The sequence below is a fragment of the Methylomonas sp. 11b genome (genome assembly GCF_000515215.1).
Classification (GTDB): Bacteria; Pseudomonadota; Gammaproteobacteria; order Methylococcales; family Methylomonadaceae; genus Methylomonas.
Genome location: NZ_KI911557.1, coordinates 4748034 through 4767202 on the forward strand (window position 1 = coordinate 4748034; position 19169 = coordinate 4767202).

The 19169-nt window shown below is 52.2% G+C and carries 22 protein-coding genes; 12 read left to right on the top strand and 10 right to left on the bottom strand.

Translation table 11 applies throughout. The features are described 5' to 3' along the window. Positions 1-112: 112 nt before the first annotated feature. From cobO to METH11B_RS0122865, 8 genes are all read left to right on the top strand, one after another. The gene (cobO, locus tag METH11B_RS0122825; protein WP_331280425.1) at positions 113-703 is read left to right on the top strand and encodes a cob(I)yrinic acid a,c-diamide adenosyltransferase; all 591 of its coding nucleotides are present in this window, start codon (positions 113-115) and stop codon (positions 701-703) included. A gap of 61 nt (positions 704-764) precedes the next feature. After that, entirely contained in the window at positions 765-1172 is a 408-nt protein-coding gene (locus METH11B_RS0122830; protein ID WP_026604031.1) for a ketosteroid isomerase-related protein, read from the top strand. A 105-nt stretch (positions 1173-1277) separates the two neighbouring features. Next, on the top strand, positions 1278-1640 hold the full coding sequence (locus tag METH11B_RS0122835) for a hypothetical protein (RefSeq protein ID WP_020485434.1): 363 nt from the start codon (positions 1278-1280) through the stop codon (positions 1638-1640). A 381-nt stretch (positions 1641-2021) separates the two neighbouring features. Next, a complete protein-coding gene (locus METH11B_RS0122845; RefSeq protein WP_020485435.1) occupies positions 2022-2342 on the top strand; it encodes a cold shock domain-containing protein in 321 nt (106 codons plus the stop codon). Positions 2343-2410: 68 nt separating this feature from the next. Continuing rightward, positions 2411-3046, top strand: coding sequence for a DedA family protein (locus METH11B_RS0122850; RefSeq protein ID WP_026604033.1), 636 nt, complete (start codon positions 2411-2413; stop codon positions 3044-3046). 6 nt (positions 3047-3052) lie between these two features. Then, positions 3053-4135, top strand: coding sequence for an AI-2E family transporter (locus METH11B_RS0122855; RefSeq protein WP_081733864.1), 1083 nt, complete (start codon positions 3053-3055; stop codon positions 4133-4135). An 8-nt stretch (positions 4136-4143) separates the two neighbouring features. Beyond that, entirely contained in the window at positions 4144-4917 is a 774-nt protein-coding gene (locus METH11B_RS0122860; protein ID WP_033194417.1) for a DUF3530 family protein, read from the top strand. 24 nt (positions 4918-4941) lie between these two features. After that, on the top strand, positions 4942-5178 hold the full coding sequence (locus METH11B_RS0122865; RefSeq protein ID WP_020485439.1) for a TIGR02647 family protein: 237 nt from the start codon (positions 4942-4944) through the stop codon (positions 5176-5178). A gap of 7 nt (positions 5179-5185) precedes the next feature. Here the strand turns inward: METH11B_RS0122865 and METH11B_RS0122870 are convergent, their stop codons facing one another. Further along, on the bottom strand, positions 5186-5551 hold the full coding sequence (locus tag METH11B_RS0122870; RefSeq protein ID WP_026604035.1) for a DUF6164 family protein: 366 nt from the start codon (positions 5549-5551) through the stop codon (positions 5186-5188). A gap of 75 nt (positions 5552-5626) precedes the next feature. On the opposite strand from METH11B_RS0122870, the gene METH11B_RS0122875 reads away from it, so the two are divergent. After that, positions 5627-7330 (top strand): ATP-binding SpoIIE family protein phosphatase, encoded by a 1704-nt coding sequence (locus tag METH11B_RS0122875; RefSeq protein ID WP_026604036.1) that lies wholly within the window; start codon positions 5627-5629, stop codon positions 7328-7330. A gap of 5 nt (positions 7331-7335) precedes the next feature. Here the strand turns inward: METH11B_RS0122875 and mutM are convergent, their stop codons facing one another. From mutM to METH11B_RS0122895, 4 genes are read right to left on the bottom strand one after another with little or no spacing between them, the layout of a single operon-like run. Continuing rightward, a complete protein-coding gene (mutM, locus tag METH11B_RS0122880; RefSeq protein ID WP_026604037.1) occupies positions 7336-8151 on the bottom strand; it encodes a bifunctional DNA-formamidopyrimidine glycosylase/DNA-(apurinic or apyrimidinic site) lyase in 816 nt (271 codons plus the stop codon). Positions 8152-8158: 7 nt separating this feature from the next. Beyond that, positions 8159-8782, bottom strand: a complete 624-nt coding sequence (hflD, locus tag METH11B_RS0122885; RefSeq protein ID WP_026604038.1) for a high frequency lysogenization protein HflD — start codon at positions 8780-8782, stop codon at positions 8159-8161. Position 8783: 1 nt separating this feature from the next. Next, complete coding sequence (locus METH11B_RS0122890; protein WP_026604039.1) at positions 8784-9221, bottom strand: rhodanese-like domain-containing protein; 438 nt, start codon at positions 9219-9221, stop codon at positions 8784-8786. A gap of 24 nt (positions 9222-9245) precedes the next feature. Then, complete coding sequence (locus tag METH11B_RS0122895) at positions 9246-10451, bottom strand: EAL and HDOD domain-containing protein (protein ID WP_020485445.1); 1206 nt, start codon at positions 10449-10451, stop codon at positions 9246-9248. A gap of 120 nt (positions 10452-10571) precedes the next feature. Between METH11B_RS0122895 and METH11B_RS0122900 the strand changes: the two genes are divergently transcribed. From METH11B_RS0122900 to METH11B_RS0122910, 3 genes are all read left to right on the top strand, one after another. Then, positions 10572-10781 (top strand): heavy-metal-associated domain-containing protein, encoded by a 210-nt coding sequence (locus METH11B_RS0122900; protein ID WP_020485446.1) that lies wholly within the window; start codon positions 10572-10574, stop codon positions 10779-10781. A gap of 66 nt (positions 10782-10847) precedes the next feature. Then, complete coding sequence (locus tag METH11B_RS0122905; protein ID WP_026604040.1) at positions 10848-13094, top strand: heavy metal translocating P-type ATPase; 2247 nt, start codon at positions 10848-10850, stop codon at positions 13092-13094. Positions 13095-13107: 13 nt separating this feature from the next. Beyond that, positions 13108-13665: a Uma2 family endonuclease gene (locus tag METH11B_RS0122910; protein ID WP_026604041.1), complete on the top strand. Its 558-nt coding sequence runs from the start codon at positions 13108-13110 to the stop codon at positions 13663-13665. 48 nt (positions 13666-13713) lie between these two features. Here METH11B_RS0122910 and METH11B_RS28075 read toward each other — a convergent pair whose 3' ends face one another. From METH11B_RS28075 to METH11B_RS0122935, 5 genes are all read right to left on the bottom strand, one after another. Further along, positions 13714-15330 (bottom strand): methyl-accepting chemotaxis protein, encoded by a 1617-nt coding sequence (locus METH11B_RS28075; RefSeq protein ID WP_026604042.1) that lies wholly within the window; start codon positions 15328-15330, stop codon positions 13714-13716. Positions 15331-15345: 15 nt separating this feature from the next. Further along, positions 15346-15927 carry a hypothetical protein gene (locus tag METH11B_RS0122920; protein WP_020485450.1) on the bottom strand — a complete coding sequence of 194 codons (582 nt, stop codon included), beginning with the start codon at positions 15925-15927 and terminating at the stop codon, positions 15346-15348. Between the two features lie 11 nt (positions 15928-15938). Continuing rightward, positions 15939-16445: a cytochrome c3 family protein gene (locus METH11B_RS0122925; RefSeq protein WP_026604043.1), complete on the bottom strand. Its 507-nt coding sequence runs from the start codon at positions 16443-16445 to the stop codon at positions 15939-15941. Positions 16446-16447: 2 nt separating this feature from the next. Next, the gene (locus METH11B_RS0122930; RefSeq protein WP_026604044.1) at positions 16448-17920 is read right to left on the bottom strand and encodes a hypothetical protein; all 1473 of its coding nucleotides are present in this window, start codon (positions 17918-17920) and stop codon (positions 16448-16450) included. Between the two features lie 168 nt (positions 17921-18088). Beyond that, complete coding sequence (locus METH11B_RS0122935) at positions 18089-19042, bottom strand: IS110 family transposase (protein ID WP_026602226.1); 954 nt, start codon at positions 19040-19042, stop codon at positions 18089-18091. Positions 19043-19169 lie beyond the last annotated feature (127 nt).

Here is a 19169-nt window from a genome sequence, read left to right on the forward strand (position 1 = left end):
AAGCACGGCAAAAGTATTCGAAACCGAATCCTTTGCCGTTCCGGAACGCTCTATGATCGGCAGCGGTGCCGTAATCCCGCTTCTGCCTCTCGGCCGCTGATAAGTTGTTACAATGCTCGCTCAATTTAAATACGCTGCTGATACATGGGCCAGAGAAGCATCATCAATGAAAACCAGAGATAGAAGACACGGTGTCGTGCTAGTGCACACGGGTGAAGGTAAAGGTAAGTCCTCAAGTGCGTTTGGCATGGTGTTCCGCGCCGCCGGCTGGGGTATGAAAGTCTGCGTGATCCAATTCATCAAAGGCCAATGGCAAACCGGTGAGCAAAGGGCCGCGACGCGTTTCGAAGAAATAGAATGGCATGCCTTGGGCGACGGTTTTACCTGGGACACCAAGAACCCGGAACAGGACATCAAGACCAGTCGGGAAATTTGGGAGTTTAGTAAGCAAAAAATCCTCTCCGAAGAATTCGATCTAGTGATCCTGGACGAAATCAATTATTGCTGCGGCTACGGCTGGATCAGCGGCCAGGAAATCGCCGATTTCATCAAAAACGACAAACCCGCCTGGCTGCATTTGGTGATGACCGGCAGGAATGCGGCGCCGGAAGTCATTGAGGCTGCCGACACGGTCACCGAGATGACCAGAATCAAGCACGCTTATGCCGCCGGCATCAAGGCCGAGCAGGGCGTGGAATTTTAAGCTGAAAAAAAGCCGGGCTTCTGGCAAAATTGACGGTTTTTAATCTAGGCTCAAGACCACTATGCAACAAGCAAAAAAACTTATCGAACAGTACTATCAAGCATTCAACAGCGGCGACATGGATACCTTTCTGAGCTTGTTGACCGATGATGTGGTACATGACATTAACCAAGGCGACCGCGAGCAAGGCAAGACCGCTTTCGCAGAGTTCATGAAAAAAATGAATCACCACTATAAAGAACAGTTGGTGGACATGGTGATTATGGCCAACGAAGAAGGCACGCGCGGCGCGGCCGAGTTTGTGGTGTTGGGCGAATACCTGAACACCGACGAAGGCCTACCGGAAGCCAATGGCCAAACCTATCGCTTGCCGGCCGGCGCGTTTTTCGATATCCGCGACGGCAAAGTAGCGCGCATCACCAACTACTACAATTTGGGCGATTGGATTGCGCAGGTTGATCCGCAGTAAGGCTTTTGTCAGGCGCATTGCCGATACCGGTCAATTGGCATAGAATCCGAAGGGTGACAATTCGGATTCGCCGAAAAAATAACTACAAAACAGAGGAGAGCAACAATGGGTGAAACACAGAAATTGATGATCGCTGTCGTGGGGGTGTTTGTAGCCGGTTTTATCATGGTGGGCGTCAGCAAGGATCAATCCAACGAGGAAAAAGAGGCAGCCGCGCAAATTCGCACGCTGGTGGCTATGCAGGAGATGGCTACCCAAAAATGTCCTAAATTGATCGAAAACAAAACCGGAACTCAGGTTTATTTCCCGTCCAAAACCGATACGGACAAAACCACCTACGTAACGATGGAATGGATAGGCGAGAAAGACTCCAACTTCAAAACCGCATCATGCACCTTGCATTTGGCATTGGGCGGCGTCTCGAAGCTGGTTATTGACGACAAGGTTTTGATTGACAAGAAATTTTAATTAGAGGCGGCGTTTTGCGCGATAGCTGGAAACGTCGTCTTGTCTCCAATCGGATCGGTTAGCGGTGAAAGATATCGTTAGCCGATTTGTCAGTGTTTTTCTGAACATCGACGCCGGGTGTGGTCGTCGTCATTCGCAAACTAACCGTAGCAACCGAACAGGCAAAACGGTAGGCTGTTCGCCAATCCTGTTTGCAGGTAAAACAGTTAACGCATCTATTGACGGATGCTCGGTTTGCCGGTGATCGTAAAGTCAGGAAAGGCGTAATCGATCAGATGCTCAAGTCGGGTTTTATGGTTTCGGGGCGGAAGCAGGGATATGACGTTTCCCGGATGTTTCAGACTAAAAACACAAGAATAATAATTAACTAGAGGTGAAAAGATGGCGGATACGACCATCCTAAAGGGTGTTTTAAAAACCTGGAAAGACGATAGAGGTTTTGGCTTTATTCAGCCGGATAATGGCGACAAAGATATTTTTGTCCATATTTCTTCGTTAAAAGGCATGGCCCGCCGTCCTGTGCGCGGCGATGTGATGTTCTATGAAGTTGCCCGCGATACCGGCGGTAAATTAAAAGCCGTCAATGCTCGCATCGAAGGCGTGGCTTACGAACAAAAAACCGCGAAACCTAAAATCTGGTTGTGGCTGCTGGCGTTGGTACTTGGTTTGGTAAGTGCGGCGGTAGCGGCTTATTTTTTATAGCGTGCCGAACAGCTGTCATTGGTAGCAGATACTATTGACCGAGATTTTTTAACCAAAAAGAGTAAAACATGGACTGGCTACACTATTTGACCGATATTCTGCTGCACATCGATAAACATTTGGCCAATATCATCAGCGACTACGGCACGCTGACCTATGCCATTTTGTTTTTGGTGATTTTTGTCGAGACCGGTTTCGTGGTGATGCCGTTTTTGCCCGGCGATTCCCTGTTGTTTGCCGCCGGTGCGTTCGTGGCAATGGATGCTTTCAATCTGCCGATATTGCTCGGTGTCTTGGGAGCTGCGGCGGTGCTGGGCGATACCGTCAACTATTGGATAGGCCGCAGCATTGGTCAGAGCGCCTATTCGCTGAGCTGGGTAAACCGCGAACACCTTGATCGCGCCCAAGCGTTTTACGATACCTATGGCGGCAAAACCATCGTGCTGGCGCGTTTTGTACCGATTGTGCGCACCTTTGCGCCGTTCGTGGCCGGGATAGGCAAAATGCCTTACAGCACTTTCATTCTGTATAACATTGTCGGCGGAGTGGCATGGGTGTTGATCTGCGTGTTTGCCGGCTATTTCTTCGGCAATATTCCGCTGGTGAAGAAAAACTTCGAGTTGGTAGTGTTGGGCATCGTGCTGATTTCGATCTTGCCGATCGTGCTGGAAGTTTGGAAAGCCCGTAAACAAGCCAAGCAATAAGGGCGCATGATGGTAGAAATGAACGATTCGCAAAAGTGGTTTGTACTGGCCTTTATATTGGCGTTCGGCGGTCTGTTGTATGTGTTGGCGCCAGTGCTGATGCCTTTTGCCTTCGCGGCGATTCTCGCCTACTTGGGCGATCCAGTCGTGGATAGGCTGGAAACTTTGCAATTCCGAGGCTGGCGTTTAAATCGGACGCTGGCGGTCGTGGTGGTTTTTTCCGGTATCATTTTTTCGATAGCGGCGCTGCTGATCGTCATTATCCCGGCCCTGGAGTATCAGATCGGTGAATTCATCGACAAACTGCCGTCGTATCTAAACTGGATAAACAAATCGGTCGTGCCGGGTTTACAAAAATATCTGGGACGGACGATTAGACCGTTGCGCGAAGATCAGTTAATCAATCTGATCAGGAGTCATTGGCAAGATGGCGGCGGCGTTGCTGAAAACCTGATTCAATCGGTCTCCCATTCCGGTGCCGTCATCGTCGGCTGGGTGATGAATCTGGTATTGATTCCGGTAATCACCTTCTATTTGCTGCGCGATTGGGACGACTTGGTGGCGCGGATTCATGATTTGTTTCCACGTCGCTTTGCCGGCACCGTCGCCAAACTCGCTAGCGAAGCCGACGATGTGCTTGGCGCGTTCATGCGCGGCCAGTTTTATGTGATGCTGGCGTTGGGCATTATTTATAGTGTCGGCTTGTGGTTGGTGGATCTGGAGTTGGCCTTGGTGATAGGCATGCTGGCGGGTTTGGTCAGTTTCGTGCCGTATATGGGCGCCATTACCGGCATCGTGTTTGCGTGCATCGCCGCGCTGCTGCAATTTCAGGATGCTGTGCATTTGTTGCCGGTTTTGATGGTTTTTGCGGTAGGGCAGAGCATGGAAGGCATGTTGTTGACGCCTTGGCTGGTCGGAAACAAAATTGGTTTGCATCCGGTAGCGGTGATGTTTGCCGTGCTGGCAGGCGGTCAGCTGTTCGGGTTTTTAGGCGTATTGTTGGCCTTGCCGGTGGCCTCGGTGATTATGGTGCTGTTGCGGCATATCCATGAGCGCTATACCTTCAGCGGTTTTTACAGCAAGGGTTAGTGTTCGCCATGCGCATTGCGTCGTTATTCGCGGCATTATTGCTAATCTCGACGCCGGTGTTTGCGACTGATAGCAGCAGAGAGCAGGACTTCGCGACGGCCATACAGCAACAATTGTCCATGGGGCAGGCGATTTGGTTAAAATCCGCCGGCAACACTTTTCTGGCGCTCTACACCGACGCGGAAAAGACCGACAATAGTCGGGTGGCAATCATACTGCACGAAATGGGCGAGCATCCCGATGCCAAGCCCTTGATTCATCGCTTGAGAACCACATTACCGATGCATAATTGGGCTACGCTTGCCGTACAGATGCCTATCAGGGAAAGCGGTGCGCAGTCTGATGACTATTACCCGCTGTTCGACGAGGCACGTGAGCGCATTGATGCGGCTGTGGAGCATCTCCTAAAAAACGGTGCGAAACATATCGCGATTATCGGCTATGGCATGGGGGCGTTGATGGCCGCGTATCGGCTCGGCGATAAACCCAATGATGTGACGGCCCTGGTATCGATTAGTTTGCCGGTGCCGCAAACGACCGCAACGCAGGCGCAAAGCCTCGATTTGATTAAAAAAGTGCAATTGCCTTTTTTGGATGTGTATGCCGAGTTCGATTTACCGGCAGTGCTCGATAGCGCCCGGCAACGGCGCATGGCCGGCAAGGATAATCCGGTGTATCGGCAGATAAGAATGGATGGCGAGGATCACGGCTATCAACAAGATTACGATTTGCTTGTAAAGCGCGTATATAGTTGGCTGACCACGACGGTCAGCGAAGATTAATAATTATTACAAAGGGTGTAACACATGCTTTTATCCGAGGAATTGGTCGCGGAAATTAAATTTTTATCCTTGTTCAATCTGGAGTCCGTACAAGAAGGTGTCAAGGTGCATGGAAATGCCGATCCGGTGTTGATCGGTGCGGCGCAACGCCTGTTCGACAAAGGTTTGGTTACCCAGCATGACGGCGGTTATCTGACCGACCTGGGTATAGAAGTGGCGGAACACGCCCAACGGATGTTGACGATTTTGCAGTCTAACTAACGACGATTCAAAGGCCCAACTCGAACAACCATTTCAAGGACACGTAAAATATCAGGACTATGACCAAGCTATAGCCGATAAAGCGGACGGGTTTGTTCAGGTTGTGGCGTAAAAAGCCATGGTATTCGCCTTGGGCCATTAACTGCCGGTACAACGCGCGTTGGTTTAGGGCGCGTTGTTGCTGGTATTGGTCGAATAATTGTCTGGCTTTATCGACGTCATCGCGTTGATAAAGCCAGATAGCTGGCATGGAAATACCCCAGTTGCCTGCCGAGGTTTCATAAAATTCAATGTCGTTGTCGGCCAGTAACTGCCGAACATCGTCTGCTTCGTCCGTGGGTACGCCTCTTAGCGAGAAAAATAAAATCGTCATAGCCAGCCGTATGGTGTGAGAAGCGCAGATTATAAATCAATAAGCATTCATCGAGAGCCGAGCACTATCTTCAGAATGAATCATCCGAACCCATTTCCACTGCCTGCTCAAACCTCTGTTGTTTTGCTGGAGGATACTGGAGCGAATTCAAATGCGGATAGTTTGCAGGGCGTGTTGCGCGCGCAGGATTTTCGCTGTGCGGTGGCGTCGACTGCGGAAGAGGTGATTGAACTGCTGACAAGCGCGCCGGTGGATTTACTGATTATTGCCTGTCGCGATTGGCCCTGGCGACAGGTAGCGGATATGCGCGATGCGGCCGATTCCTACTTACCTATCATATTGATTGCCGATGATTTGACCGACACGCTACTGGATCATTGCGCGGCGGTTGAGATTGACGCAGTAATTTGTCGACCGGTCAATCAGCATTTATTACTGTTAAAAATTCGCTCGTCCTTAAAACTGCGGATGTTGTATCAGCACGAGCACGCGCAAAAAACGCAGTTGCTCGACTATTGGCAGACATCCGACCTGGAACATGAAGTCGCGGCGAAACTGTTCAACGATGTGTTAAAAGCCGACTTTCTGGAAACCGAAGCCGTGGCCGTCGTGATGTCGCCCATGGCCTTGTTTAACGGCGATTTGGTTTTGGTTGCCAAAACTCCGGAGAATCATTTGCATGTGCTTTTGGGCGATTTTACCGGCCACGGTTTGTCGGCATCGATAGCCGCCACGCCGTTGGCCGATATTTTCTATGGCATGACGCGTAAAGGTTTCGATATCAACGAAATCGTTGCCGAGATTAACGCCAAACTTTATCGGATGTTGCCGGCTAACCGTTTTCTGGCGGCGACGGTGGTGGCGCTGTATCCCGAGTCGTCTTCGATGAAAAGCATTACCTGCGGGTTGCCCGAGCATTTTTTAGTCAATCATGCCGACAACAGCTTTTTGGCGATACATTCCCTGAATATTCCGCTGGGTATTCAGCCGGCGATTGATATTGAAGAACAACTGCATCGGGTCAGCGAGAACCAGCGTTTGTATCTGCTCACAGACGGTATTTTTGAGGCGGAAAACGCCGAAGGCGAGCTTTTCGGCGGGGAACGTATCCTCAACGCTATCCGGCAAAGTAAATTCGACGACATCAGAAACTTGCAGGCCAGCCTTGAGGCGCATACCGGCGGTGCTGTTCAGAAAGATGACAATACCTTGGTTATTGTGAGCTGTGCGGTCGATAGCGTGCCCTGGGGACGCCGAGAAGTGCGGCTACCCAGGCAGCGTATCGCCGCGACGACCTGGAAGCAGGTCATGGAGTTTGACATCGATAGTTTGCGACTTATCAATCCGGTGCCGGTAATGGTCAACACCGTGATGGAAATACAGGGTTTACAGAATTATCGCCAGGATATTTTCATGATAGTCAGCGAATTGTTCGCGAATGCGTTAGACCATGGCGTGCTGGGTCTGGATTCCGATTTGAAGAGCAGTCCGGAAGGTTTCATGCGCTTTTATGCGATGAAGGACGAGCGCTTGCAACAGCTCCGGCGCGGCAGAATCCGTTTATCGTTTATACATCAAGCGACCGAGTCGGGCGGTCGCCTAGTCGTTAAAGTCCTTGATAGCGGCAACGGCTTTGATTGGCAGCGACGCAATAGCGTACGAAAGGGAGACGAGGCCTACTGCGGACGCGGAATTGTAATGTTGGAGACTTTATGTAGCAGCTTGGTTTACCACGGTTGCGGCAATCGAGTAACCGCCGTTTTCGATTGGCAACATTGATGGGCTTAGCGTTGGCAATTGCCGCAATAGTAGCTGGCGCGTTGCCCTATTTTGAGTTGCTGAATCAGTTCCTCGCAGCGCAGACAGGCTTGTCCGCCGCGACCGTAAACATTTAGGGATTGCTTAAAATACCCTGGTTTGCCCTCGGCATTGCTAAAGTCGCGCAACGTGGTGCCGCCTTTATCGATGGCTTGTTGCAATACGGTTTTGATCGCCGTCACCAACGCTTCGCACGCCGGCGTATCCAGTTCTCCGGCGGGACGAACAGGCTTTACGCCCGCCAAGAATAAAGCTTCACTGGCATAAATATTCCCCACCCCCACCACGACATGGCTATCCATAATCAAGGATTTGATCGGCACCGCGCGGTTTGCCGCCCGCTGCCGCAGATAGTTTGCATCGAATGCCGTTGATAAGGGTTCAGGCCCCAACGTTGCCAGCAAGGGATGTAACATCGCGTCCTCGGCAGTCCATAAGGCCGCGCCGAAACGGCGCTGATCGTTAAAGCGCAATATTGTGTCGTCGGCAAAAATGAAGTCGATATGGTCGTGCTTGCGCACAGTTTGCTCGGGAGTGGTGATCCGCAAATTCCCCGACATGCCCAGATGCAGAATCAGCGTACCACGCGCAGTGGCTAGCAATAAATATTTGCCGCGCCGTTCGACGCTTTCCAGGCGTTGGCCCGGCAAATCGGTGGTCAGCGCCTCAGGCACCGGCCAACGCAACTGGGGGTGACGGACAATGACGGCTTTAAAGGTTTTTCCGGCAACATGCGGCTCTATGCCGCGCCGAGTGGTTTCAACCTCTGGAAGTTCCGGCATGTTGGCGTCAGATTTGGGTGAGTAGAAACTTGGCTTCGTCCTGGATTTTTTTGCGGGAGAACAATAACTTCCAACGGCTGCCGCCGCACTGCCGCCACAGTAAAGTGGCGCGAATGCCTGCCAACAGCAAAGCGCGTATTTTGTTTACAGTACTTTGATTACCCAGATATTGCTGGTCGCCTTGTACCATGATGCGTGGCTGCAGGGTACTGATCGTGCTGTGATAGACATCAGCTAAATTGGCCAGCACATTTTCATGCAGTATGCCGAAATGTTCGGCTTGAGCCTGGGCCTTACTGACCCCGGCCTGTATGGTTTTTTGCATATCCGGCTGCTTGATCAGCTGTTTTTGCAAATAGACGATCTGCGCGGCGTAACGGGCTTGCTCCGGGCTGGCCAGCACCCGGCTGCCGAGTTGGGTCGTGAGCTGTTGTAAGCCATGTTCGACACCGATCAAGCCGCCGTAGACATCGACCACGCTGTCTGCGTCAATTTTCAGCAGACTGGCGATGCTGGCTTCCAGCGCCGCGTTTGGGCAAGTGCCGGTGCCGGCAAGCTGATGCACCAAGGAGCAGGCCTGGGCGATGCCGGCCAGGGCGATGGTTTGGTTACTGAGCGTGTTCAGGGACATATTACTTACAAGCTGTAGTCAAACAATCGGCTTTAACCGGGTGGCCGTCTTTGATCCATGACTGGATACCATTGGATAAATGATAGACATTTTTCATGCCTAGTTGCTCGGTGAGGATTTTGCCGATCTTGCCGCTGCGATTCCCGGATCGACAGACCAAAATAACGGGTTGGTCCGGCGACGATTTCAGTTTTTCCAGGTTGACTAACCATTTTTCCTGGTCGAAGTGGCCGTTGCTGTCAAACGATTCCAGTTTCTGGCTTTGGGCGATGACACCGGTGGCTTGCCATTCCGGCGCGGTACGTACATCTACGACCAGCGCATTTTGGTTTTGCTGCATGCTTAGCAGTTGTTCCGCCGTGACCACGCCTAGTTCGGTGGCGTAAAGATGGGCCGCGAACAGACAGCCCAGCCAGAATAAAGTCAGTCTCAATTTCATGATGATGTCGGTAGGGTAGATGGCTCAAGCTGCCAAGAAAGGTAAAATGCGCGTCGCCCACCAATCTATGCTCTCCAGATAGATGTTGGCAATACGCTCGGGATTTATATCACGAAAGGTGCTAAGGCCCGGCTCCCAGCGCTCGTAGGCGATGCAGAATTGTAACGCTTCGCCGGCGTTGCCGCGATATTTCAAAATGGCATCGTCGACATCTTCCGCCAGCGGCAATTGTTCCAATACTTTGGTCGCCGGCATGTCCAGCAAGCTGTCCAAACCCGACAGCATACCAATTAAAAAATAATGCTCCTGATCGTCTTTAAGTTCTCGCGCTATCAATTCGCACATTTTGGCGCGGATCAGCACGTTTTGCAGCACCGAGGACGGTTTGCCGGACATAGACGATAAGGCCAGAATATTGACCCAGCGTTTGATCTCGACCAGTCCTAGACAGGCAATCGCATGCTGTATGGATTCTATTTTTTGCGGGAGGCTAAAAAATGCGGAATTTAAATAATGCAGCAATTTAAAACTCATCCCGACGTCTTGCGAGATAATCTTGCCGATTTCCGCAAAGCTGGCATCCGCCTTGTTCACGGTGGATAGTAATTGGATGGCGGCGGTCTGGCTGACGCCTAGCCGCTTGCCCTCAACGATATTGGGTTTGCTGAAGAAAAACCCTTGAAACAGCTCGCAGCCCCATTCGCGCAAGGTTTCAAATTCCTGATGCGTTTCGACTTTTTCCGCCAGCAATTTGAGTTTATAGGGTTTTAGCTGTTCAATCAGTTGCCGGGTGCCTTCCAGGCCGTCGGCCATCACATCCAGCTTGATAATGTCGGCAAACTCCAGCAAGGGTAGCCACTCCGGTGACAAGACGAAGTCGTCCAGCGCTATGGTGTAGCCCAGTTGCGATAATTCTTTCAGGTTGGCGACGATGTTGTCATCGATAGCCACGCTTTCCAGTACTTCAATGACGATGCGCTCTTTGGGCAAATGCAGCGGCGTTTTGTCGAGTATGTTTTGCGTGGTGAAATTAATGAAGGCTTTGTGCGGGCCGACCAGTTCGTTCAGGCCGATTTCCAACAGCGTATCGGTGATGACTTGATTAGTGGCGTTGGCGGCACCATCTTTCAAACTGAGATCGAAATCCTTGCCTCTGAATAAAATCTCGTAGGCGAAAGTGTCCAGATGGCGGTCCAGGATTTGCTGTCTGCCAATCAGAAAATCTGTCATTTATTTACGGGCTCCCGATCATTGCACTATCATGAGAATAGGTCGCGCCTTATACCATGTTCAAATAGTTTAAGTCGAGAATGGCCGGCCAGTCTTAATTTCAATCATATGGAGATTTATATGTCCGAATCAGCGTCATTGACAGTAAGCGGTATGAAATGCGGCGGTTGCGAGAGCAGCATCGTCAGTAAAGTATCGGCCATTGCCGGCGTAGTAACGGTGCAGGCTTCGCACAAAGACAAGCGGGTTGAAGTCGAATTTGATCCGGCCCAAACCGACTTAGATGAAATCGAAGACGTTATCACCGACGCCGGTTTCAAGGTCGAATAAAGCCCGCATCGGCGGTCGTCCGCTTTTGGGCGCAGATCAAAACGGTATTTCTCGGGAATCCTCATTATGACTTTAGAGCAATCGACTAATCAGCAACAGGAAATACGCCTTTCCATACTCGGCATGCGTTGCGCCGGTTGCGTCAGCGCGGTGGAAACAGCCTTGCAATCGGTGCCGGGGGTCGAGTCCGTTGCCGTTAATTTTGCCGATCATTCCGCCACTGTCGGCGGCAATCCGGACCATCAAGCCATGAAGCAGGCCTTGAAATCCGCCGGCTACGATGCGGCGGTGATGGAAGGTTTGGAAGACCCGAGCGAAGAGGAAAAGCAGGAAGAAGAGCGTTATCGCGATTTGCTGCGCAAGGCAGGCGTGGCCGGTGTATTGGGCCTGCCCTTAATGGCGGGCGCGCATCTGGACTTGTTTCCGGCGATGGGTAGCGCCGCCGGCACGGTGTTTTGGTCCGAAGTGGCCTTGCTGACGCTGGCGGTGATGTTTTATTCCGGCGGACATTTTTTTCATAGCGCGCTTAAATTGCTGCTGGTCAAGCAGGCCAATATGGATACTTTGATCGCGCTGGGTACAGGCTCGGCGTGGTTGTATTCTTGTATTGTCATCGATTATTCCAGTCAATTGCCTTCGCTTTCCGCTCATGCTTACTTCGAGGCCTCGGCGGTGATCTTGGCGTTCATCAATCTGGGCAGTGCCTTGGAAACGCGAGCACGAGGTAAAACCTCGGCAGCGATACGCGCGCTGATCGGTTTGCAACCCCGCACCGCTCGGGTAGTGCGAGAGGGGCAAGAGATTGACATTCCTATCGAGCAAGTCGGTCTGGGCGAAACTTTGCGGGTTAGACCCGGTGAAAAAATCGCCGTGGACGGTGTGGTACTCGAAGGCCACTCGACTATCGACGAATCCATGCTGACCGGCGAATCGATGCCGGTTGAGAAAGTGGAGGGTGCCGGTGTCGCCGCCGGCACCATCAATCAGCAAGGCAGTTTTTTATTTAGCGCGACCCGCATTGGCCGCGATACCGCTTTGGCGCAAATCATTCAAAGCGTACGGCAAGCCCAGAACAGCAAGCCGGCGATTGCCAAACTGGCCGACAAGATTTCCGCCGTGTTTGTGCCGACAGTCGTGATTATCTCAGTACTGACCTTTTTAATTTGGTTAAGCTTTGGTCCCGACCCGGCCATGGGTTATGCGTTTGTGACATCGATGACGGTGTTGGTAATTGCTTGTCCGTGCGCGCTGGGTTTGGCGACGCCGATTTCGGTGATGGTCGCGGTCGGTCGCGCCGCGCAAATGGGCATATTGATCCGTAAGGGCGAAGCCTTGCAAAGCGCCGGCAAGCTGACTTGTCTGATTTTGGATAAGACCGGTACCGTAACTGCCGGTAAACCCAGTCTGGCAGAGGTGATGGCTTTTGGCGATTACGACGAAGCCCGGGTGTTGCAGTATGCCGCCAGTCTGGAATCCGGTTCCGAACATCCTTTAGCGGCGGCGATACTGACGGCTGCTGAGCAAAAACAGTTAACGCTGGACAAGGTCAGAAAATTTCAGGCAGTGGCCGGTCACGGTATCGTCGGCCGCATTGCCGATCAGCAATGTTTGTTCGGCAATGCCGCGTTGCTGGCGGAATACGGTATCGATGAGAGCAGTCATCTCGACAAAATGGCCGAACTGGCAGGAAAAGGCCAGACGCCGATGTTCTTGGCAGTGGAAAACGCGGTGGTTGGCATTGTGTCGGTGGCCGACCCGATTAAAGCCGATTCTGCCGCAGCGGTGCAGCAATTGCGGCAGCGCGGTATACGCGTACTGATGGTGACAGGCGATAACGAAATCACGGCGCGAGCTATCGCCGCGCAGGCCGGTATCAGCGAAGTCCGTGCGCAAGTGTTGCCGCAAGATAAAGCGGCCGTGGTCAAGGCCTTGCAGCAGCAAGGCGAAATTGTCGGTATGGTGGGTGACGGTATCAACGATGCGCCGGCTCTGGCGCAAGCCGATGTCGGTTTTGCGATTGGGACAGGTACCGACGTGGCTATCGAAAGTGCCGATATTGTGTTGCTGCAAGGTTCTTTATTAAAGGTCTCCGAGGCGATGGCGCTTTCGAAGTTGACGGTCGCTAACATCAAGCAAAACCTGTTAGGCGCGTTTTTCTACAACACCATCGGCATTCCGGTGGCGGCGGGTTTGCTGTATCCACTGTTTGGCATATTGCTGAACCCTATGATTGCCGGTGCGGCGATGGCTATGTCGTCGGTAACGGTAGTCAGCAACGCCAACCGTTTGCGCTGGATTAAACTGGATATTTGAGCAGGCGCGAGAAATGAATAGCGTTCCTCAATCCTCCGCGCAATCGTTCAGTGTCGCCGACTATCTAGGATGGCCTGACGACGAGCGCTGGGAGTTAATCGACGGCGTTCCTTACAATATGAGTCCGGCCCCAAGTATCAAGCATCAAACTGTTGCGGGACGTGTTTTTAGCCGGATGGAACAGTTTTTAAAAGGTAAGCCTTGCAAACCGTTCATCGCACCCGTGGACGTGATTCTTTCCGAGCATGACGTCGTGCAACCGGATTTATTAGTGGTCTGCAACCCGGATAAGATCGGCGAAAAAGCCATACACGGTGCGCCGGATTTGGTGGTAGAAGTTTTATCCCCCAGTACGGCACTGAAGGATATGCGTGAAAAAAAAGCGCTCTATGAACGTGCCGGTGTGAGGGAATATGTGGTGATCGATCCGTTGGAAAATTACGTGCAACGTTTTTTTCTGGGCGCGGACGGCCGCTATGCCAATGCCGACGTATTCGGTGTCGACGAAGATTTGCCCCTTTTGAGCTTGCCTGAGTTGATTCTGCCCTTGGCGGAGGTATTTGAGTTGTAACGACACGCTATTCGCTTCGACGCCGAAGCAAATAGCGTGGTTGACTGCTTACAGCTTGAACTGTGAAATCGTGGTATGCAAATTACCGGCGATTTTTTGCAAATGATGGGCTTCTTGCGCGGTTTGTTCCGCGTCCCTCGAGTTGTTGATGGTGACGTCATTAATCGAGTTAATGTTTTGATTAATGTGCTCGACCACGATTTTTTGTTCTTTCACCGCGTCGGAAATATGCGTATTCATCGTGGAAATTTGCGCCACCATGCTTGAGATATTATCCAGCAGCTCGCCGGTGCTTTCGATGACTTCAACGGTCTCCTTGGCCTGATTCCGGCTTTCCGACATGGCTTTTACCGCTTCCCGCGAGCCTTGCTGCAAGCGCTCTATCATTGCTTGAATTTCATGCGTGGAATCCTGGGTCCGGCTGGCCAGCGTGCGCACTTCGTCCGCCACTACCGCAAAGCCGCGACCTTGTTCGCCGGCTCTGGCGGCCTCTATGGCGGCATTTAGCGCCAATAAATTGGTCTGGTCGGCGATGCTCTGAATCACATCCAGCACCGAGCTGACATTCACGCAATTTTGTTCGACATTACCGATCACCGTGCTGGCCCTGTCGATATTGTTCGACAGCGCGTGAATGGATTGCACGGTATTGGTTACCACCGCCTTGCCGTTGTTGGCGGCGACGCTGCTTCTCTGCGCAGTTTGTGCGGCGTTGGCGGTGTTGTTAGACACTTCTGTGACTGTGGCGGACAATTCCGTCACTGTTGCTGCGACCTGGTCGGTACCCATTTGCTGTTTCAGAATATCCTCTTGCACCCGCTCGGACATTTGGCTCAAGCGGTTCGACGCGGTGTTTAACTGATCGGACTCCATCGCCACTTGCCGCATCAAACTGTGTAACACGCTTAAAAATTCGTTGAACTGGGTGACGATAATGCCCACTTCGTCGCTGCCTTCGTGCGGAATGCGCCGGGTCAAATCGCCGCCGCCTTGTCTTAGCAGATATAACGATTTTTGTAGGGCGGTCAATGGCGGCTCTATTTTGAAATAAAGCATGCTTAAACAGACCATCACGAACAATAGCAACACGATGGAAAAAGCAATTCGCGATAGGCTGTAATCGTGCAAGGACGAACTTAATTGCTCTTTGGCGAGGGTCAGTTCCCGGTCAAGTTGCTCGGTAGTCCTGTTTAATTCGCCGGTTAGGCGGACAGCCGTATCGTCAAGCCCCGTGTTCGGTGCTTTCATGGTTGCCGTGCCGGCCTCATTGCCCAGATTGATATAGTCCCAGCCCATTTTTACGCCGGCATCATGCATGTCCTGGATTTGCTGTCTTAAGCTTGCCAGTTGCGTTTGCAAATTGGGGTAAGACTGAGCCGCCTTATCGATATTCTCGAATGCCGCGTCCAAATTCTGCTTGGCTTCCGCAAAGCCGCCATCACTGTGCGTGGCGCCGACGTCGGTAAGAAATTGCTGAATCTGCACCACATGAAAACGCACATGAGACAAATAGTCCGAGGTGTTTTGTTTTTGAGTCGCTGCCTGCAAGTTTTCGTCTATGGATTGAAAAGCGTGCCATAGCGAAAGGACGAACAATAGATTGGCAAAAGCCAAGGCTGATGCAATTAAGATCAGTGAAGATTTGATCGAGGTATTTTTAAACATGGGATTTGATGACAATTATTTTTCTAGTTTCTCTAAATCAGTCACCAACGCCGCCATTGCCGCGACGGCATGGTGTTGGGCTTCTGACAGTGCGTCGCCATTGTTTAAGGCGTACAAGCCGATTTGCCGGTTGAGTTCGGCAATTAAGCGGGTGCGATGGTCCCGGCGGCTGCGGAGCTTGGCAACCATATTCGAGAACGATAGCGCCAAATCTTGTAGCTGATCGTGTTCCCGCAAGTGCGTGACAGTATCGAGTTTGCCGTCGCCGACCTCTTGGCACAGGGTTTCGAAGCGGTATAAAGGGCCGGCGATTTTGTGCGAGGCGTACAGAACGGTACTCACCGCAATGCCGCCGGCAACCAAAATGGCCACCAAGTTGCCGATTAAAATCGATACGCCCAGTCGCTCCGCGGCGTTGACGATATTGGCATGCGCCGATTGCGATTGGGCTTGCAAATCGCCGCCGGTCATCCAATAAATCAGTAGCGCCGAACACAATCCGGCGAGCAATATCAGCGCAAAAGCGCCGAGGATGAAACGGCCTTGGAAGTCCTTTTTGATAAAAATTTGGCGACGTTTGGTAACGGTATTGTTCATTTTCAGGAACCTTAGTTGACGTTATGACAAGTTAAACAGAGCTCGCCGTCGCTGTTGTTGCGGCGGAGTAAAAAGCTTTTTTTCAGCCTTTCGGCGTTCATCAGTTTATCCATGAAGCTGTGGCTGGCTTGCGGCCGGTCGCTATCCAGCTTGCCGTGCGTGTAGTGACAGGTCAGACAGGTAATGTCGTTTTCCTCGTTAAGCGGCAAGTCGGCGGGTACCGGAAAGTCGATATTCAAGCCCACCTTGTGGCCTTGGTTGGGATTATGGCACGAGGAACACATGGCCACGCCGTCCTTGCTAAAGGTGGCTTGGTCGGCCGTTATGTTTTTGCTGTGTAAAATGCCGTCCTCTTTGAGCTCAGGCGTCGTCGTGTGGCAATTACTGCACCCCGCTTGCGGCGATTGCTTGGAAATAATGTGCGGATTGTCGTCGGCGGTATGTGCGCCGCTGACGAATAACAGCAAAAGTGCGCCGGTGCCGCCGGCCAATAAGCATTTGTATAGGAGCTTGTTCATGATTAAAAAGACATGACGATTTGGGCTATGCCCAGTTTTCTGTCGAAATAACGCTCTGCGGTTTCCGTGCCCAACGAATCGTTGTATTCAAATTTGACCCGCAAATGATCGCTAAATTTATAGTTAAAGCCCAAGCTAAGCATGGAAATGTCGTTGATTGCCACGGTGCTGCCATCGAAGTCCAGGCCAAGGTCTTGCGAAGGCTGCCAGCGGCTGTAGCGGGCGAACGCTACTATCGGCTGTTTGCTCAGGCTTTCCAAATCCAAGGTCAGCGTGGAGTGATAGCCCAGTTGGTGGCCCTTGCCGAAAGGGCTGGTGTTTGGATCGGGGATGATGATCGGCAATGGATTGCCGTCCGCATCTTGTTCCAAAAACACCTGTTGATGCGCATTCAGCAGCATGAATTCGTTTTGTAAACGCCACATGCCGTAGCCGATACTCAGGTCCGCGCCGTAAACGGTATTGCGGATCCGGTTTTCGCCATCGAACTCGCTGAGGTGGGAAACGCCGATTTCAATGCCTTCAGGATTGGCATTGTGGATCTTGTAGGTGTTTTGTCCCAAAGCCAGACCCACCCGGCCGCCGACGGTATGGCCGTCGTTGGCATACAGCGCGTCGGTCCAGAACACCGAATAGTTGAACATATCCCAGGCGCCGTAGGAACGAATACCGTCGGCATTGTAACCGCCCAATTGCATGCGAGAGGTGGTCAACGGCGCGGTAATAGTGATGCGGTCCTTGTTGGCGAAATTTTGGTAGTCGTTACCGAACGGTAAGTCGAAACGGCCGGCCTGGATGTGAAAACCCTTGTTATTGAAAATCCGGCCACGCGGCGGAATACGATCATTGAACGAATGATAGTCGACCAGCGCGACGGCGATGCCGGCCATCGTGCTGCCGCCACTCAGCGCGCCGGGGCCGCTATTACCGCAGAATACCGCGCCGGGCGCGCCATAGTCGGCGTTGGATGAATTGCCGCACAGTACTAACGCCGAGCTGGCACCAAAGTGGTCGTCATGCACATAGTCGAGATCCAATTCCACCGAGCCGACGCTGAAGGTTTGGTCGGTAGAGTTGCCGGTTTTGGCGTTGATGTCGAAAAAGCCGCTCATTTGCAGGCCGTTGGCTTCGGCAGCTTCTTTCAAAGCAGCAATTTTTTTGTCCAGCGCTTTCAGTTTGGTATCCACTGTCGGCTCGGGCTTAGCATTGGCAGCGGTTTTTACCGGTGCAGGTGCCGGCGTCGGTTCGCCGGCCGGAGCTACTGTTGGGTTTGTCGACACCGCGACCGAATTGTTTCTTTCCTGCTCCAGTTGTTTGATGCGGGCTTCCAGCTGTTCGATTTTCTGGTCTTTTTCCTTCAGCACGCCTTGCACAATCTGTCGAATATGTTCGTCTTCCGCAGCGGTTGCATGCGCGTTGGCTTGGGCTGCCAGGCTGAGCAGGGCGATAGCTATTCGCTGGTTTTTTGGGTGCATATCTGTCTCTGAGTGTAAGCTTAGGACTACGTTTGTTTCAGAATCGTCGTAATGAGGCAAGGTTAGTTGCTTTTGTCGGCATTACAAGTTGGTGCATAGGGCTGGGTTTATTCACCCAGCCCTGTTTATCCCTGGTGCCCCGTTCGGGCTGAGATTCTATGGTTTTCGTCAAGCTGCATTGTTGAGGCAAGCAATTTTCTGAGCGTCAAATCGGGCATCGGCTTGTTGCCAAAGCGAGAATGCGATGCGTAATAATTTTCTGGCGATAATCACTAGCGCCTGAGTTGCCGAGAACTCTCTGGCTCTTAACTCTTGGTAATAGGGTTTCCACACAGCCGTTTTGGCGGCTGCCTGGGCGCAGTTGTATAACAGCCGTCTCAGTTCACCCGGTCCCCGTTTGGATACGCGTCGGCGGCCCCGCTTTTGGCCTGAGTCACAGGCTCGGGGATCCAGCCCGACAAAGGCTACTACGGCATCGCTGCGGCTTAACGGGACCCGATCAAACAAGACAGCCAGCTGTGTTGAGGTTTGCCGGCCAATACCCGGTATGCTCTCAAGACGTCGGGCCTCGGCTTTCAGTGCAGGCTGCAAAGTTAATAAGTCATCCAGTTGCTGATCGATATGCTTGAGCAATCCGTCCAAGGCGGCCACGGTATCAATGAGTGGCGCTTCAAGTTCCTTCACGCTTCGCAAGGCTTTTTGCAGGGCTTGACGATGCTTGACGACCGTCGCACGGCGCCGTTGCAGTAAAGCCACTTGGTGCTGCATCGCCGAAGCAGGTTGATAGGGACGTAAATGACCCCGTTCAGCGGTGATAAATCGCCGGATCATTTGGGCGTCCACTCGATCCGTCTTGCCCCGTCTGCCCAAACCCAGGGCATAATGGCGCATATCCCGTGGGTTCAGCACATAGACGACCATGCCCATCAATACCGCTTGCTCTGCCATGAGTTGATGATAATCGCTGGTGGCTTCCAGGCCAATATAACTCCCGGTCGGTAACGTCTTCAGCCAGGCATCGATGGCCTCTGCCGTATTGGCAAGCGTCAACAAACCCTGCTCTGAATCTATCACCAGTTCATCTTTTGCTACATCGATACCGATCAACATTTCGCTTGTCATACGTCCTCCACCTGTTGAAAAATAAGAGAGTCGGGGTGGTGCGTCTGCCGAGTAAGCTTGTGCACAAATCGGCGGTCTAACCGCTAGATTCTTCATCGACTCTGGAAGACGCGATGGGATGATTTCT

Excerpts from the sequence above, each read along its gene's own strand:
- METH11B_RS0122845 (WP_020485435.1), top strand. The coding sequence starts at position 2,022 with ATGGCGGATACGACCATCCTAAAGGGTGTTTTAAAAACCTGGAAAGAC.
- METH11B_RS0122850 (WP_026604033.1), top strand. The coding sequence starts at position 2,411 with ATGGACTGGCTACACTATTTGACCGATATTCTGCTGCACATCGATAAA.
- METH11B_RS0122905 (WP_026604040.1), top strand. The coding sequence starts at position 10,848 with ATGACTTTAGAGCAATCGACTAATCAGCAACAGGAAATACGCCTTTCC.
- METH11B_RS0122865 (WP_020485439.1), top strand. The coding sequence starts at position 4,942 with ATGCTTTTATCCGAGGAATTGGTCGCGGAAATTAAATTTTTATCCTTG.
- METH11B_RS0122910 (WP_026604041.1), top strand. The coding sequence starts at position 13,108 with ATGAATAGCGTTCCTCAATCCTCCGCGCAATCGTTCAGTGTCGCCGAC.
- hflD (WP_026604038.1), bottom strand. The coding sequence starts at position 8,782 with ATGTCCCTGAACACGCTCAGTAACCAAACCATCGCCCTGGCCGGCATC.
- METH11B_RS0122890 (WP_026604039.1), bottom strand. The coding sequence starts at position 9,221 with ATGAAATTGAGACTGACTTTATTCTGGCTGGGCTGTCTGTTCGCGGCC.
- METH11B_RS0122870 (WP_026604035.1), bottom strand. The coding sequence starts at position 5,551 with ATGACGATTTTATTTTTCTCGCTAAGAGGCGTACCCACGGACGAAGCA.
- METH11B_RS0122935 (WP_026602226.1), bottom strand. The coding sequence starts at position 19,042 with ATGACAAGCGAAATGTTGATCGGTATCGATGTAGCAAAAGATGAACTG.
- METH11B_RS0122830 (WP_026604031.1), top strand. The coding sequence starts at position 765 with ATGCAACAAGCAAAAAAACTTATCGAACAGTACTATCAAGCATTCAAC.
- METH11B_RS0122895 (WP_020485445.1), bottom strand. The coding sequence starts at position 10,451 with ATGACAGATTTTCTGATTGGCAGACAGCAAATCCTGGACCGCCATCTG.
- METH11B_RS0122835 (WP_020485434.1), top strand. The coding sequence starts at position 1,278 with ATGGGTGAAACACAGAAATTGATGATCGCTGTCGTGGGGGTGTTTGTA.
- METH11B_RS0122860 (WP_033194417.1), top strand. The coding sequence starts at position 4,144 with ATGCGCATTGCGTCGTTATTCGCGGCATTATTGCTAATCTCGACGCCG.
- mutM (WP_026604037.1), bottom strand. The coding sequence starts at position 8,151 with ATGCCGGAACTTCCAGAGGTTGAAACCACTCGGCGCGGCATAGAGCCG.
- METH11B_RS0122925 (WP_026604043.1), bottom strand. The coding sequence starts at position 16,445 with ATGAACAAGCTCCTATACAAATGCTTATTGGCCGGCGGCACCGGCGCA.
- METH11B_RS0122900 (WP_020485446.1), top strand. The coding sequence starts at position 10,572 with ATGTCCGAATCAGCGTCATTGACAGTAAGCGGTATGAAATGCGGCGGT.
- METH11B_RS0122930 (WP_026604044.1), bottom strand. The coding sequence starts at position 17,920 with ATGCACCCAAAAAACCAGCGAATAGCTATCGCCCTGCTCAGCCTGGCA.
- METH11B_RS0122920 (WP_020485450.1), bottom strand. The coding sequence starts at position 15,927 with ATGAACAATACCGTTACCAAACGTCGCCAAATTTTTATCAAAAAGGAC.
- cobO (WP_331280425.1), top strand. The coding sequence starts at position 113 with ATGCTCGCTCAATTTAAATACGCTGCTGATACATGGGCCAGAGAAGCA.
- METH11B_RS0122875 (WP_026604036.1), top strand. The coding sequence starts at position 5,627 with ATGAATCATCCGAACCCATTTCCACTGCCTGCTCAAACCTCTGTTGTT.
- METH11B_RS0122855 (WP_081733864.1), top strand. The coding sequence starts at position 3,053 with ATGATGGTAGAAATGAACGATTCGCAAAAGTGGTTTGTACTGGCCTTT.
- METH11B_RS28075 (WP_026604042.1), bottom strand. The coding sequence starts at position 15,330 with ATGTTTAAAAATACCTCGATCAAATCTTCACTGATCTTAATTGCATCA.